This window comes from Kitasatospora sp. NPDC048194 (genome assembly GCF_043202455.1).
Lineage (GTDB): Bacteria > Actinomycetota > Actinomycetes > Streptomycetales > Streptomycetaceae > Kitasatospora.
In genome coordinates this window covers 83,606-96,765 of sequence record NZ_JBIDAK010000026.1, presented here as the reverse complement: position 1 = coordinate 96,765, position 13,160 = coordinate 83,606, and the positions used below count along the sequence as shown (strand labels likewise).

General features: G+C 73.7%; 12 protein-coding genes. 4 read left to right on the top strand and 8 right to left on the bottom strand.

Annotated elements, in window-relative coordinates; genetic code table 11:
* Positions 1-130: 130 nt before the first annotated feature.
* The 3 genes from ACGF07_RS26855 to ACGF07_RS26845 form a co-directional block, all read right to left on the bottom strand.
* The gene (locus ACGF07_RS26855) at positions 131-1,207 is read right to left on the bottom strand and encodes a fatty acid desaturase family protein (protein WP_392902737.1); all 1,077 of its coding nucleotides are present in this window, start codon (positions 1,205-1,207) and stop codon (positions 131-133) included.
* Positions 1,208-1,319: 112 nt separating this feature from the next.
* Positions 1,320-1,730: a VOC family protein gene (locus tag ACGF07_RS26850; RefSeq protein ID WP_392902735.1), complete on the bottom strand. Its 411-nt coding sequence runs from the start codon at positions 1,728-1,730 to the stop codon at positions 1,320-1,322.
* A gap of 136 nt (positions 1,731-1,866) precedes the next feature.
* Positions 1,867-2,517 carry a hypothetical protein gene (locus tag ACGF07_RS26845; RefSeq protein ID WP_392902733.1) on the bottom strand — a complete coding sequence of 217 codons (651 nt, stop codon included), beginning with the start codon at positions 2,515-2,517 and terminating at the stop codon, positions 1,867-1,869.
* 124 nt (positions 2,518-2,641) lie between these two features.
* Here ACGF07_RS26845 and ACGF07_RS26840 point away from each other — a divergent pair, with 124 nt between their 5' ends.
* Positions 2,642-3,268 carry a TetR/AcrR family transcriptional regulator gene (locus tag ACGF07_RS26840; RefSeq protein ID WP_392902744.1) on the top strand — a complete coding sequence of 209 codons (627 nt, stop codon included), beginning with the start codon at positions 2,642-2,644 and terminating at the stop codon, positions 3,266-3,268.
* 46 nt (positions 3,269-3,314) lie between these two features.
* Here the strand turns inward: ACGF07_RS26840 and ACGF07_RS26835 are convergent, their stop codons facing one another.
* Positions 3,315-3,782, bottom strand: coding sequence for a GNAT family N-acetyltransferase (locus tag ACGF07_RS26835; protein ID WP_392902731.1), 468 nt, complete (start codon positions 3,780-3,782; stop codon positions 3,315-3,317).
* Between the two features lie 82 nt (positions 3,783-3,864).
* Positions 3,865-4,395 (bottom strand): hypothetical protein, encoded by a 531-nt coding sequence (locus ACGF07_RS26830; protein ID WP_362563849.1) that lies wholly within the window; start codon positions 4,393-4,395, stop codon positions 3,865-3,867.
* A gap of 211 nt (positions 4,396-4,606) precedes the next feature.
* Between ACGF07_RS26830 and ACGF07_RS26825 the strand changes: the two genes are divergently transcribed.
* On the top strand, positions 4,607-7,018 hold the full coding sequence (locus tag ACGF07_RS26825; protein ID WP_392902728.1) for an LPXTG cell wall anchor domain-containing protein: 2,412 nt from the start codon (positions 4,607-4,609) through the stop codon (positions 7,016-7,018).
* Between the two features lie 143 nt (positions 7,019-7,161).
* Here the strand turns inward: ACGF07_RS26825 and ACGF07_RS26820 are convergent, their stop codons facing one another.
* The gene (locus ACGF07_RS26820; protein ID WP_392902725.1) at positions 7,162-8,025 is read right to left on the bottom strand and encodes a hypothetical protein; all 864 of its coding nucleotides are present in this window, start codon (positions 8,023-8,025) and stop codon (positions 7,162-7,164) included.
* Between the two features lie 183 nt (positions 8,026-8,208).
* Between ACGF07_RS26820 and ACGF07_RS26815 the strand changes: the two genes are divergently transcribed.
* A complete protein-coding gene (locus tag ACGF07_RS26815) occupies positions 8,209-10,710 on the top strand; it encodes a helicase-associated domain-containing protein (protein ID WP_392902723.1) in 2,502 nt (833 codons plus the stop codon).
* Positions 10,711-10,779: 69 nt separating this feature from the next.
* On the opposite strand, the gene ACGF07_RS26810 is transcribed toward ACGF07_RS26815, so the two are convergent.
* Positions 10,780-11,031 carry a hypothetical protein gene (locus ACGF07_RS26810; RefSeq protein ID WP_350744274.1) on the bottom strand — a complete coding sequence of 84 codons (252 nt, stop codon included), beginning with the start codon at positions 11,029-11,031 and terminating at the stop codon, positions 10,780-10,782.
* A 214-nt stretch (positions 11,032-11,245) separates the two neighbouring features.
* On the opposite strand from ACGF07_RS26810, the gene ACGF07_RS26805 reads away from it, so the two are divergent.
* Positions 11,246-12,883: a DNA repair helicase XPB gene (locus ACGF07_RS26805; RefSeq protein ID WP_350744275.1), complete on the top strand. Its 1,638-nt coding sequence runs from the start codon at positions 11,246-11,248 to the stop codon at positions 12,881-12,883.
* Positions 12,884-12,895: 12 nt separating this feature from the next.
* On the opposite strand, the gene ACGF07_RS26800 is transcribed toward ACGF07_RS26805, so the two are convergent.
* Complete coding sequence (locus ACGF07_RS26800; RefSeq protein ID WP_350744276.1) at positions 12,896-13,057, bottom strand: hypothetical protein; 162 nt, start codon at positions 13,055-13,057, stop codon at positions 12,896-12,898.
* Positions 13,058-13,160: the final 103 nt, after the last annotated feature.

The window sequence follows — 13,160 nt, the reverse complement described above, 5'->3', positions numbered from 1 at the left end:
CGCGGGGCGTGGTTTGTTGTTGGGGCCGGCCCCCCCCCGGTCGCGCCCACCCCCGCGTTTAGCCGCGGGGCCGGGGGGGGGGGGGTCGGGCCCCCCCCCCCCCCCCCCCCACCCCGGGCCCCTCCGCCCCTCACTCACCCGAGCGGATCGGCTCCCCCGTCCGGTGCAGGTGGCCCAGGATCTCCCGGTACGAGCGGAGCAGGCCCGTCTCGTAGTACGGAATGCCCTTCTCCGCGCAGAACGCCCGGGTGATCCGCGCGGCCCGCCCCAGTGCGGGGGTCGGCATGTTGGGGAACAGGTGGTGCTCCACCTGGTAGTTGAGCCCGCCCATCAGGGAGTCGACGACCGGACCGCCCCGCACGTTGCGCGAGGTGAGCACCTGGCGGCGCAGGAAGTCCAGCCGCATCTCCGGGGTCACCATCAGCATGCCCTTGTGGTTCGGGGCGAAGACGCAGCCCAGGTAGACGCCCAGCAGCGCCTGGTGCACCGCGAGGAACGCCACCGCCTTGCCGACCGGCAGCGCGGCGAAGACGAGCCCGAAGTAGGCCGCGAAGTGGACGACCAGCAGGGCGCCCTCCAGCAGCGGCCGCTTGATCACCGGGCTGCGCAGTGCGCGGAAGCTGTTGAAGCTGAGGTTGAGGCCCTCCAGCAGGAGCAGCGGGAAGAACAGGTACGCCTGCCGGCGCCCGATGAACCGGGCGAGCCCGCTCGCCTGCCGGGCCTGCCGCTGCGACCAGACGACGAGGTCGGGGGCGACGTCCGGATCCCGCTCCTCGTGGTTGGGATTGGCGTGGTGGCGGGTGTGCTTGTTCATCCACCAGCCGTAGCTCATGCCCATCAGCAGGTTGGCGGCGATCCGCCCGCCGATCTCGCTCGGCAGCCGCCGCTCGAACACCTGGCGGTGCGCCAGGTCGTGGGCGAGCAGCCCGATCTGGGCGAACACGACGGACATCCCCGCCGCCAGGCCGAGCTGCCACCAGGTGTCGCCCAGCGCGAACAGCGCGCACCAGCCGCCGAGGAACGCGGCGAGCACCAGGCCCACCCGGACGGCGTAGTAGCCGGGGCGGCGGTCGAGCAGCCCTTCGGCGGCTATCCGGCGGCTCAACCGGGCGAAGTCGCTGCCGCCGCCGTCCGGCCGGGGGGCGGCGGCCTCGGCGGCCTCGGCGGCTCCGGGAGCCTTGGTCATCGTCAGGGGCTGTGTGGGCATGCCCCGAGTCTGGTCGGACGGGCGGCCGCGAAGAACGGGGAAAGCACCCGTGCCGTACGGGTGTTAACCCCCCTCTCCGCTTTCGGGCCACCCGTCCCGGGGCGTCTGCCGCTCAGCCCTTGTCGCGGGCCTGCCAGGCGGCGCGCTGACGCAGGGAGATCCGGTTGCCGTCCGGGTCGACGGCCTCGATGCGGACGCCGAAGCCGTAGTCCTCCGGTTCCGGCTGCTCGAAGGTCACGCCCCGCTCGCGCAGCACCTCGAAGTCGGCCCGCAGGTCGTCCGACTCGATGAAGACCGGACCGGGCGTCCCGCCCTCCTGGCTCCCGGCCGGCTGCCCGGCTGCCGGGGCGTGCGGCCAGAGGATGATCTCCAGCGGACTGCCGGGGACGGCCACGGTGAGGAAGCGGCCGTCCGGGCCCGGGTGGTCGATGCGCTTCTCCAGGCCGAGCTGGTCGGCGTAGAACTTCAGGGCGCGCTCCTGGTCGGTCACGTAGACCGTCACGTACATGATGTTCGTCAGCATCGCGCTGCCGTCCCTTCGTACTGTCGTCGGTGGTTCACTACCGCACCGACGGATCCCGGCGGACGAATGTGACAGTCACCGCGAATACGTCCCGTCCAGCGCGGACGGAAGTTCCGAGCCGCGCTCGGGGCCCGGGCTACCGGCGCGCCACCGAGCGGCGGACCGCGTGGACGGCCGCGCCGAGGGCGAACCCGTAGACCGACACCAGGCCGTGGCCGTTGTCCTGGGCGAGCCACATCGCCAGGCCCAGCACCGGGACTCCGGCCGCCAGGGCGATCTCCTTGGGCAGGCGGGTGCGGGTGAGGAGGGCCAGCGCGAGGGTGGCGCCGAGGAAGTAGGTCGCGCCGGAGCTGCCGGCGAAGTTGCGGGGGTCGGTGCTCGGGCCGTCGCCGAGGCCGAGCAGGGTGTCGATCCGGCCGGGCAGCAGGATGCCGGCGAGGAAGAAGCCGAGGGTGAGCGGGCCTCCCCAGTACCACTGGGCGAGTGCGGCGACCGCGGCCAGGGTGACGATGTTCCACAGGCCGCCGAAGAGCCCGCCGTTCTGCATGAACACCGAGGTGAACTCGCGCCACCAGCCGGACCTGGCGGGGTCCGCGTCCAGCGCGTCCATGGCCCCGGACCATGCGAGCTGGAGCAGGACGCCGCCGACGGCCGTGGCGGTCAGGGCGACCGCCGCCCAGGGGACCGGCCGCCCGCGCAGGGTGTCCCGGCCGACCACCCCGAGCCCGCAGTTGACCATCATGACCATCAGCGCAGCCGTGGTCACGTTGAAGACGATCGCCCCCATGCCCGTCACTCCCCCGGTTCCAGCGATTCCAACGCTGTTCGAAACCCGACGGCGCAAAGCTAGCACAGTTTTCGAACGGTGTTGGAAAACGAGGTACGGTGGATCCCATGAAGCGGTGGATCTCATGAAGCTCACCAAGGAGCGCATCGTCGATGCGGGCATGGCCGTCTTCGCGGAGGTCGGCTACCACAACCTGTCGATGCGCCAGGTCGCCGACCGACTCGACGCCCACGCCGGCAGCCTCTACTACCACGTGCGCGGCAAGGAGGAACTGCTCGCCCTGATGGCCGACCGGGTCTGCCGGCGCGCCTACGACGCTGGCACCGAAGCCCTCGCCGCACTCCCGCCCACCGCCACCTGGCAGGACCGCGTCGAAGCCCAGACCACCACCCTGCGCGCGGAGATCAAGCAGCACCCCGGCGGCGCCCAGCTCCTCGCCGAGAGCCCCGGCGTGCTCAGCACCGGCGCCCTCTCCCTGATGGAGCGCCTGCTGCGCACCCTGCTCGACGCCGGCCTGCCCGCCGAACACTGCGGCACCGCCGCCGACACCCTGCTCAGCCACGTCACCGGCTTCGTGCTCCAGGAGCAGAACCAGCCGACCACCCCGCCTACCGTCACCGCCGAGCTGTTCGCCGACCTGAGCGAGCGCTTCCCCCTGGTCATGGGCGACTTGATCCCCCGCCTGAGCCAGGACGAGAAGTTCGCGCGGAGCATCCGCCTGCTCTGCACGGGCTTCGCGGCCCTCTGCTAGCCGGCCACCCGCCGGGCGCGGACGTCGGAGCCGGACGGCCGGACCGCTACCCGGCCCCCTCGAGCCGCCGGGTCATGAACGTGCTGTGCGGGTCCGGCCGGTACTCCCCGAAGGGCCCGCACTCCTCGAACCCGAACTTCCGGTACAACTCCCGCGCCGGCCGGAAGAACTCGGCCGACCCGGTCTCCAGGCTCAGCCGGGTGCACCCCCGCGCCCGGGCCTGCGCGATGATGTGGGCCAGCAGCAGCGAGGCGACGCCGCTGCGCTTGCGCCGGGCGCTGGTGCGCATCGACTTGAGCTCCGCGTGCCCGCCGCCCAGCTGCTTGAGCGCACCGCAGCCGACCAGCTCCGGCCCGTCCAGCACCGACCAGAAGGTCACCTCCGGGCGCCGCAGCCCGTCGAGGTCCAGTGCGTGCGTGCTCTCCGGCGGCGTGATCGACCGCATCTCCCGCACGTGCTCGGCCAGGAACTCCGCGATCTCCGGCCCCGAGAGATCGTCCACCACGATCCGCACCGCGCCACCTCCCGTCGTCCGGCCGCACTCTACTGGAGCGCTCCGCCGGGGATTCCGGCCGTGGGGGCCCGCGCGGGCGGGATCAGTCGACCTCGCCCGGCAGGCTCCGGCGCCACTCCTGGAACCGGTCGAACCGGTCGACGGTGCCCGCCAGCCGGTAGCCCGGCACGGCGAACAGCGACCGGATGGCATCGGCCGGATCGAGCAGCGGAACGGACATCTCCAGCCGCTCCTCCAGGTCCTCGAGCACCTCCTGTTCGTACTCCGTCAGGCCGTCCCGGGCGTACGTCACCAGCGGGTAGCCGCCGGCCGGCGGGTGCGGCTGCGGCAGGGCGGGCATGCAGCGCCACATCACCCCGCAGCGGCGGACCAGCGTCTCGCCCAGGTACCACGCGGCGACCTCCAGCAGCGGAGTCCCGCGGGCGTCCCGGACCTCCTCCCAGGTGTCGAACCGGCTGCGGATCAGGTCCTCCAGCCGGTCGAGCGAGGCGGGCGCGAAGTCCCAGTCACCGCCGTGCTCGGCCGCCCACGCCGGGAACGCCTGGCGCTGCTCGGCGAGCCACCCGGACAGCCGGGGGTTGTCGGCCCACTCGGGGGTGTCGATCGGATCCATGCCGGCAGCCTATGCGCCGAGCGCCCCGTGGCGCCGTAACCGACTTGTGTGCAAGGTGCGTTGACGTTCGACACGACGTGGAATCGACGAGACGCGAACACCGTCGGCCGTCTACTGTTCGAACTCTGGCGGCGCACACGTCAATCGGGGCCCGTCCCGACGCCGCCCGGCCAACTGCCTTCATCTGCGGGCTCCTTGGGGGAGTAGCCACGTGACAGACCTGATACCCCGCCGCGCGCGCATCTGGGCGCGCGGCGGCCTCGCACTCGCCTGCACCGCCGTCCTGGCCGTCACCGGCCTGCCCGGTCTCCAGGGCACCGCGTACGCGGCCAAGGGCAAGCGCTGCGACGAGATCTACCAGAGCGCGAAGGGCGCCCCGCAGGGGACGTCCTTCCCCTGGAACAAGGCGTCCGACAGCGTCCGGGACAAGTCGTCCTGGGACACGTACGACTTCGACGCCCCGCGCCAGGCCTTCGACGGGCTCACCCTCCCGTCCGACCCGGCCCAACAGGAGGAGTTCCTCAAGCAGTTCGACTCGGACTACGAGAAGTACCCCGAGAACACCAAGGAACGCGTCTACGCGCGGTACAAGAACTACCTGACCCGCGACCCGCAGAACACCAAGTACGGCACCTTCGAGAAGTGGCTCTCCGACGCCTACATCCTGCCGAACAACAACAACCGGCGCGGCGCCTTCTACGAGGAGAAGGTGGTCAAGGACCTCGGACTGGTCGGCCCCGACTGGCTCTGCCAGGAGGAGATCCCCATCCTGGACAAGGACGGCAAGCCGGTCATCGACCCGAAGACGAACAAGCCGCTGGTCCGCAAGTTCGACGCGGTCAACTACAGGACCAACGACTTCCTGGAGTTCAAGGCCGGCGGCGGCCGGGACACCACCCAGGACCTCGCCAACCGGACCTTCCTCCAGGACCCCCAGCGCAAGGACGCACGCCTCACGTACGTCTTCGGCGAGGAGAAGAAGAGCGCCACCACGAAGTACCTCGCCAAGGTCAACAGCGAGGTGGGATCGGACCCGGCCAACCCGCGCGTGCGCAGCTACGAGCACCGGTCGACCGGGGTGCCCGTCTCCAGGTTCGACCCGAACACCTCCAAGCCCGACCCGTACATGAACACGGGCGCCAAGCAGCCCTCCGGCGGCGCCGCCCGGAACATCGAGGGCTCGATGCCCACCCCGAAGGACATGGCGGAGCGGATGGCGCGCATCCGCGCCGAGGACCCGACCGGCCTGCGGGTGCGCGGGCCCGGCGGGGTGGACTTCTCCACCCTGCAGCTCTCCTACGTCGGCAAGCCGGTCAAGGGCCAGGCGCTCAACTACGCGTTCGCCGCCAAGAAGGCCGACGAGGACGAGGAGAACGTCGGCTGGGGCGGCCAGGAGAAGGCCCAGCTCATCTCGGACTCCTTCTTCACCTGGCTCGCGCTCACCCCGGACAAGTTCTGGGTGAACCTGATGCCCGACCAGCCCGACCGGATCATGGACCCGGCCTTCGGCAGGACCGACGCCGGGCGGGTGCTGCTCCAGGCGGACCTGGAGATGAAGCACGACTGGGCCAGGGACGTCGACCCGCGCCAGGGCACCGGCAAGAAGCTCTGGGAGGCCATGCAGGCCGAGGGCCTGGACTGCGGGCCGATCGAGCGGAACTGGATCGTGCCGCTGCCCGCCAGGATCCGCGCCGACGAGAACGGCGTGTACATCCTCGACGCGCCGCTGAAGGTGAACTCCGAGGCGGCCGTCACCACCGCCCACAACCCGAACGGCGACTGCTCGCTCACCGAGGCCCAGACCCACACCTTCGAGCGGCTGGTCCGCGAGATCGTCGTCCCGGGCATCGAGCACAAGGTCAACACCGCCCCGGCGTACGCCGACCTGCGCCGCGTCTACAGCGCCCGGGTCGCCGCCGAGTACGTGCGGCAGCAGGACCAGCAGGAGGCCACCGACTACCGGTCGGTGATCAACAGCAACGACGTCTCCGGGTGGCCGCTGCGCGGCGCGAACAAGGGCTGGACGCCGCGCCAGACCTGGGAGGAGTACGTGAAGTCCTTCACCCAGGGCGACTACAGCTACCCGTGCGGGAACGACGGGAGGATCTGCGTCGTGGGCGGCGTGGACTTCTCCCAGTCGCCCAAGCAGGACATCGGCGCGACCGAGTTCACGGCCAAGCACAAGGACCTGCCGCGCTCCGCGCAGACCTCGGTGAAGGCCATGACCGACAAGGCGGACAGCGACGACCTGCTGCTCCTCGGCGGCGGCGGACCCGCCGACACCGGCCCCACGCCGACCCCGACCCCGACGGACACCCCGACCCCCACCGCGACGCCGACCTCGACCCCGACGCCGACGCCGACCTCGACCTCCACGGGCACACCGACCGGTACGCCCACGCCCACCCCCACCACCGCGCCGAGCACTCCGGCCGCCACCCCCGCGGGTGACGACGGCGCCAGCCCCTCACCGGCCCCGGCCGGCGGCAGCAGCGGCCGCGGCAGCGGCGGCGGCGGAAGCCTCGCCAGCACCGGCACCGACGTCCTGCCCCTGGCCGGCGCCGCCGCCGCACTGCTCGCGGGCGGCGCGGCGATCGTCTGGTGGCGCCGCCGCCGGGCCTGACCCGGTCCGCGGCGCGACGGCCGGCCCCGCACCCACCCGGGTGCGGGGCCGGCCCGTGCTCAGCCCCCGGTTGCGGCGAGCGGCGCGTTCAGCACTGCCGCGGCGAGCGGCGGGCCCAGCGCGGGTTGCGGCGAGCGGCGGGCTCAGCCCTGCTGCGGCCGGCGGCGGCGCAGGCCGAGCAGCAGCAGGACGACCGCCGTCAGCACCGCAGCCGTCCGCAGCACCCCCGGCGCCATCGACCAGCTGAACTCCCCCAGCGGCGAGCCCGTTCGGGCGGCCCCGCCGCTCTCCTTGGCGTGCTGCATCGTGAACAGGGTGGACGCGCTCATGGTGATCAGCGGGATCCCGAGGATCACGAACTTGCGCGTCATGTCCGAGATCTGCCGGGTCAGGTAGCCGAGCCCCCAACCCGCCAGCATCGCCGGGAAGAAGCCCGACACGGCGCCGCCGACGAGCAGCCCGCAGGAGAGCAGGATCAGCGGGGACGGCCTGCGGGCGCCCTTGGCCGGGCCGGCCCCGGCGGCGGGGGCGGCCTTGGCCCCGGCCCTGGCCTTCCGCTGCTTCCCCGGCTTCGTCGCGGCCGGCTCGACCGGCGCCGCCTCCTCCTCCACCCGCTGCTCGGGGACCGGCTTCGGCGCGGGCTGCGGGGTGTCCGAGAAGTCGAGCATCGTCATCGTCCACGGGCTCGAACTCTGCACCATGGGCGGCGGGATGACCCCAGAACCGGTCTCGGGCCCGGCGACGCCCGGCAGGTCCAGCGACACGTTCGGGATGCCGCCGGACGCGGCCGGAGCCGCCGACGGGCCGTAGACGCTGTCCTCCGCCGGAACTCCGCGCGCGCCCGCGCCCTCCGCGCCGTCACCCGCCGGCCCGGCCGCCTCCGGGGAACCCGACGCCGGCGCCGCCCCGGAGGAACCGGGCGCCCCCGGACCAGGCACCCCCGGACCCGACGCCCCCGCCCGCTCGCTCCACGGCCCGCTCTTGCGCCACCACTCGCCGTCCGTCATCACCGACACCCCGCCTCGCCCGGCCCGCCCACTGGGAGCGCGGCCGCCCACCGAACCGCCCTCGGCCGTGACGCTACCCACCGGGCCCCGCCCGCGCGAGTCCCGCCACGAAGACCCCGGCCCGCCGCTCCCCCGCCGCCGCAGGGGGCCCGGCCGTCCTCCCGCGCGACTAACCTAGGTCGAATGACCACACAGCAGGGCCCTCGACGCCAGGGCAGGTCCGCCACCGGCCCCCGCACCCTCGCCGAGGAGCTGCGCGCCCGTCCCGACGACGCGCTGGCCGCCCTGCTCCGCTCCCGCCCCGACCTCCTGAACCCCGTCCCCGGCGACCTCACCCAGCTGTCCGCCCGGCTGTCCTCGCGGGCCTCCGCGCTGCGCGCCCTGGAGCGGCTGGACCGCTTCACCCTCCAGGTCGCCGAGGCCCTCGCCACCGCCCCCGACGGCACCGGTCTGGCCACCGTACGGACGCTGCTGACCGGCCCGGCCAAGGTCAAGCCGCACCCCGGCGCCACCCCGCTCACCCCCGCCGACCGGTCCGCCGTCGCCGCCGAGCTGCCCCGAGCGATCGCCACCCTGCGCGACCGCGCGCTGCTCTGGGGCCCGGACAACGGCCTGCGGCTGGTCCTCGCGGTGCGCGAGGCGCTCGCCCCGACCGCCGCCAACCCCGGCCGCACCGGCCTCGGCCCGACGTTCGCCGAGGCCACCGCCGGCATGTCCCCGGCCCGGCTGCAACAGCTGCTCGCCTCGGCCGGCCAACCCCCCACCCCGGACCCGGTCACCGCCGTCGCCGCCCTGACCTCCCTGCTCAGCGACCGCGCCCGCTGCGCCGCCCTGCTCGCCACCGCCCCCGAGCCCGCGCTGCGCCTGCTGGAGCGGCTGGTCTGGGGGCCGCCCACCGGCACCGTCCCGGACGCCACCCGCCCCGTCACCGCCGAGGACGCGCAGAGCCCCGTCGAGTGGCTGCTCGCCCGCGGCCTGCTGCTGCCCACCAGCCCCGGCAGCGTCGTGCTGCCCCGCGAGCTGGCCCTGCACCTGCGCGGCGGCCGCACCCACCGCACCGTCGAACCCCTCCAGCCCGAGCCCGCGCCCGCCGCCGCCCCGCGCGATCCCCAGGTCGTGGACGGCGCCGCGGCCGGCCAGGCGCACACCGCGGTCAAGACCGTCGAGGAACTCCTGGACGCCTGGGGCCTCAACCCGCCGCCCACCCTGCGGGCCGGCGGCCTCGGCGTACGGGACCTCAAGCGCACCGCCCAGACCCTCGGGACCACCGAGCAGCAGGCCGCCTTCTGGCTCGAACTCGCTTACACCGCAGGCCTGCTGGCCCCCGACGGCGAGGTCGACGAGTGCTGGGCGCCGACCCCGGCGTACGACGGCTGGCTGCAACTGGACACCGCCGAACGCTGGGCCGTCCTGGCCACCGCCTGGCTCGGCGCCACCCGCGTGCCCGCCCTCACCGGCACCCCGGACGGCAAGGGCAAGCCGCGCGCCGCCCTCGGCCCCGAACTGGACCGCACCCTCGCCCCGTCCGTCCGCCGCGCCACCCTCGCCCTGCTCGCCGAACTGCCGCCCGGCACCGCCGCCACCGCCGAGGAACTGCTGCCCGCCCTGCGCTGGCAGCGCCCGCTGCGCGGCGGCCCGACCGGCCCGGACGGCCGCGAGCTGCGCGACGACCTCACCGCCTGGACCCTCGCCGAGGCGGAACTGCTCGGCATCACCGGCCGCGGCGCCCTCGCCGCGCCCGCCCGCGCCCTGCTCACCGCCGAGTCCGACCCGGCCGAGGTGCTCGCCCCGCTGCTGCCGCAGCCGCTGGACCACGTGATCCTCCAGCCGGACCTCACCGCGATCGCCCCCGGCCCGCTGCTCACCCCGCTCGCCCAGGCGCTCGCGCTGTGCGCCGACATCGAGTCCAAGGGCGGCGCCACCGTCTACCGGTTCACCCCGGCCTCCGTCCGCCGCGCCCTGGACGCCGGCCGCACCGCCGCCGACCTCCAGGCCTTCCTGGCGCAGCACAGCCGCACGCCCGTCCCGCAGCCGCTCGGCTACCTGATCGAGGACGTCGCCCGCCGGCACGGCATCCTGCGGGTCGGCGCCGCCTCCTCCTACCTGCGCTGCGACGACCCCTCGCTGCTCGGCGAGGTGCTCGCCGAGCGCCGCGCCGCCGACCTGCGGCTCCGGCTGCTCGCCCCCACCGTCCTGGCCTCCCAGGCCGCCCCGGACGTCCTGCTCGCCACCCTGCGCGCGATGGGTTACGCCCCGGCCGCCGAATCCGCGGAGGGCGACGTGCTGATCACCCGCCCGGACACCCACCGCACCCCGCCCCGGACGGCGCCCACGCCCGTCCCCGACGGCCCGCCCGCCCCGGACGACACCCTGCTCGCGGCCGCGATCAAGGCCATCCGGGCCGGTGACCGCGCCGCGACCGCCTCCCGCCGCGAGGCCGCCCCGGACCCGCGCCGGCTGCCCCGCACCGCGGCCGCCGAGACCCTGGCCGCCCTGCAGACCGCCGTCCTGCTCGGCGAGCGGATGTGGATCGGCTACCTCAACGCCGAGGGCATCGCCAGCCAGCGCATCATCGACCCGGTCAAGGTCGAAGGCGGCTTCGTCACCGCCTTCGACCACCACGCAGACGAACTGCGCACCTTCGCCCTCCACCGCATCACGGGCGTCGCCGAACTCGACGAGTGACGGCCGCCGGGGCGGCGGACGGCCAACGGCGGGACAGCCAACGGCGGGGGGCGGCTGACGGCCGGGGCGTCAGTGCCCCTTCGACTCCTTCATCTTCTCGGCGATCGCCTTGTCCGCCAGGCTGCCGATCTGCCCCTGGCCGACCGGCAGTCCACCTCCGGTGACGGTGTCCGCGAGCAGGAAGCCCGGCGCCGCGAGCAGGCCGCCGGGGCCCTCGCCGATGCCCGCGAGGGCGTGCGCGGAGCCGGCCGAGGCGGCGGTGGCGGCGAAGGCCGAGCCCATCAGGGCGAGGGCGGTGAGAACACGCTTCGACTTGTTCATGCCCAGCCCAACGAGTGAGGGCCCCGCCGGTCACCCGGCGCCCCGCAGGGCCGGGGCCGCCCGCGGCCGAGCGCGACGAGCCCCCCTCACGCACCCCGCGCGACGAGCCCGCCCGCGCCCCCCCTCACGACGACCCGCCCGCGTACCCCGCGCGATGAGCGACACTGGAGGGTCTGCGTCATCCAGCCTGTCAGCCAGTGGAGGGCTCCCCCGCGTGAACGACGGACCGCTCATCGTCCAGAGCGACAAAACTCTTCTCCTGGAGATCGACCACCCCAAGGCCGCCGACTGCCGCCGCGCCATCGCGCCGTTCGCCGAACTGGAGCGCGCACCCGAGCACGTGCACACGTACCGGGTGACCCCGCTCGGGCTGTGGAACGCGCGCGCCGCCGGCCACGACGCCGAGCAGGTGGTGGACGCCCTGGTGACGTACTCCCGCTACCCGGTGCCGCACGCGCTGCTGGTGGACGTGGCGGACACCATGGGCCGGTACGGCCGGCTCCAGCTGGTCAAGCACCCGACGCACGGGCTGGTCCTGACCACCACCGACCGGCCGGTGCTGGAGGAGGTGCTGCGCTCCAAGAAGATCGTGCCGCTGGTCGGAGCCCGGGTCGACCCGGACACCGTGGTGGTGCACCCCTCCGAACGCGGCCAGATCAAGCAGGTGCTGCTCAAACTCGGCTGGCCCGCCGAGGACTTCGCCGGCTACGTGGACGGCGAGGCGCACCCGATCCACCTCGAGGAGGACGGCTGGCAGCTGCGCCCGTACCAGGCGCAGGCCGTCGAGGGCTTCTGGCACGGCGGCTCGGGCGTCGTCGTGCTGCCCTGCGGCGCCGGGAAGACGCTGGTCGGCGCCGCCGCGATGGCGCACGCCAAGTCGACCACGCTGATCCTGGTGACCAACACCGTCTCGGCCCGCCAGTGGAAGCACGAACTGGTCAAGCGCACCTCGCTCACCGAGGACGAGATCGGCGAGTACAGCGGCACCCGGAAGGAGATCCGCCCGGTCACCATCGCCACCTACCAGGTGATGACGACCAAGCGGAAGGGCGTCTACGCGCACCTGGAGCTGTTCGACGCCCGCAACTGGGGCCTGGTGGTCTACGACGAGGTCCACCTGCTGCCCGCCCCCGTGTTCAAGTTCACCGCCGACCTCCAGGCCCGCCGCCGGCTCGGCCTGACCGCCACGCTGGTGCGCGAGGACGGCCGCGAGGGCGACGTGTTCAGCCTGATCGGGCCCAAGCGCTTCGACGCCCCGTGGAAGGAGATCGAGGCCCAGGGCTACATCGCGCCCGCCGACTGCTGCGAGGTGCGGGTCACCCTGACCGACTCCGAGCGGCTGGCCTACGCCACCGCCGAGCCCGAGGAGCGCTACCGCTTCTGCGCGACCACGGCGACCAAGCGGCGGGTGGTGGAGGCGCTGGTCAAGAAGCACGAGAAGGACCAGACGCTGATCATCGGCCAGTACATCGACCAGCTGGACGAGCTCGGCGAGGTCCTGGACGCCCCCGTGATCAAGGGCGAGACCAGCAACACCCAGCGGGAGAAGCTCTTCGACGCGTTCCGCAACAAGGAGATCAGCGTCCTGGTGGTGTCCAAGGTCGCGAACTTCTCGATCGACCTGCCGGAGGCCACCGTGGCCATCCAGGTCTCCGGGACCTTCGGCTCCCGCCAGGAGGAGGCCCAGCGCCTGGGCCGCGTCCTGCGCCCCAAGGCGGACGGGCACGCGGCGCACTTCTACTCGGTGGTCGCCCGGGACACCGTGGACCAGGACTTCGCCGCCCACCGGCAGCGCTTCCTGGCCGAGCAGGGCTACGCGTACCGCATCGTCGACGCCGACGACGTGCTGTAACCGCGGCGACGCTCAGTAACGGACACCGTCGCGCCCGAGGAAGATCACCCGCGCGGCGGTGTCCAGGGCGATGCCGAGGTTGCGGACGGCCGTGCTCAGCGGGTTGCGGTGGCGGCCCTGGACGGCGGTGGCACCGGCCGGGCCCGTACGGGGGGTGCTGTTCTTTCTGCTCATGTCTTCAACGGTAGGCACCCGACCGGCCCGGGGCATCACTCCAAAGGCCGCATCCGCCGCGGCGCCGGTCGTCCTCCAGGTGTACGGCGACCCCTGAGACCTG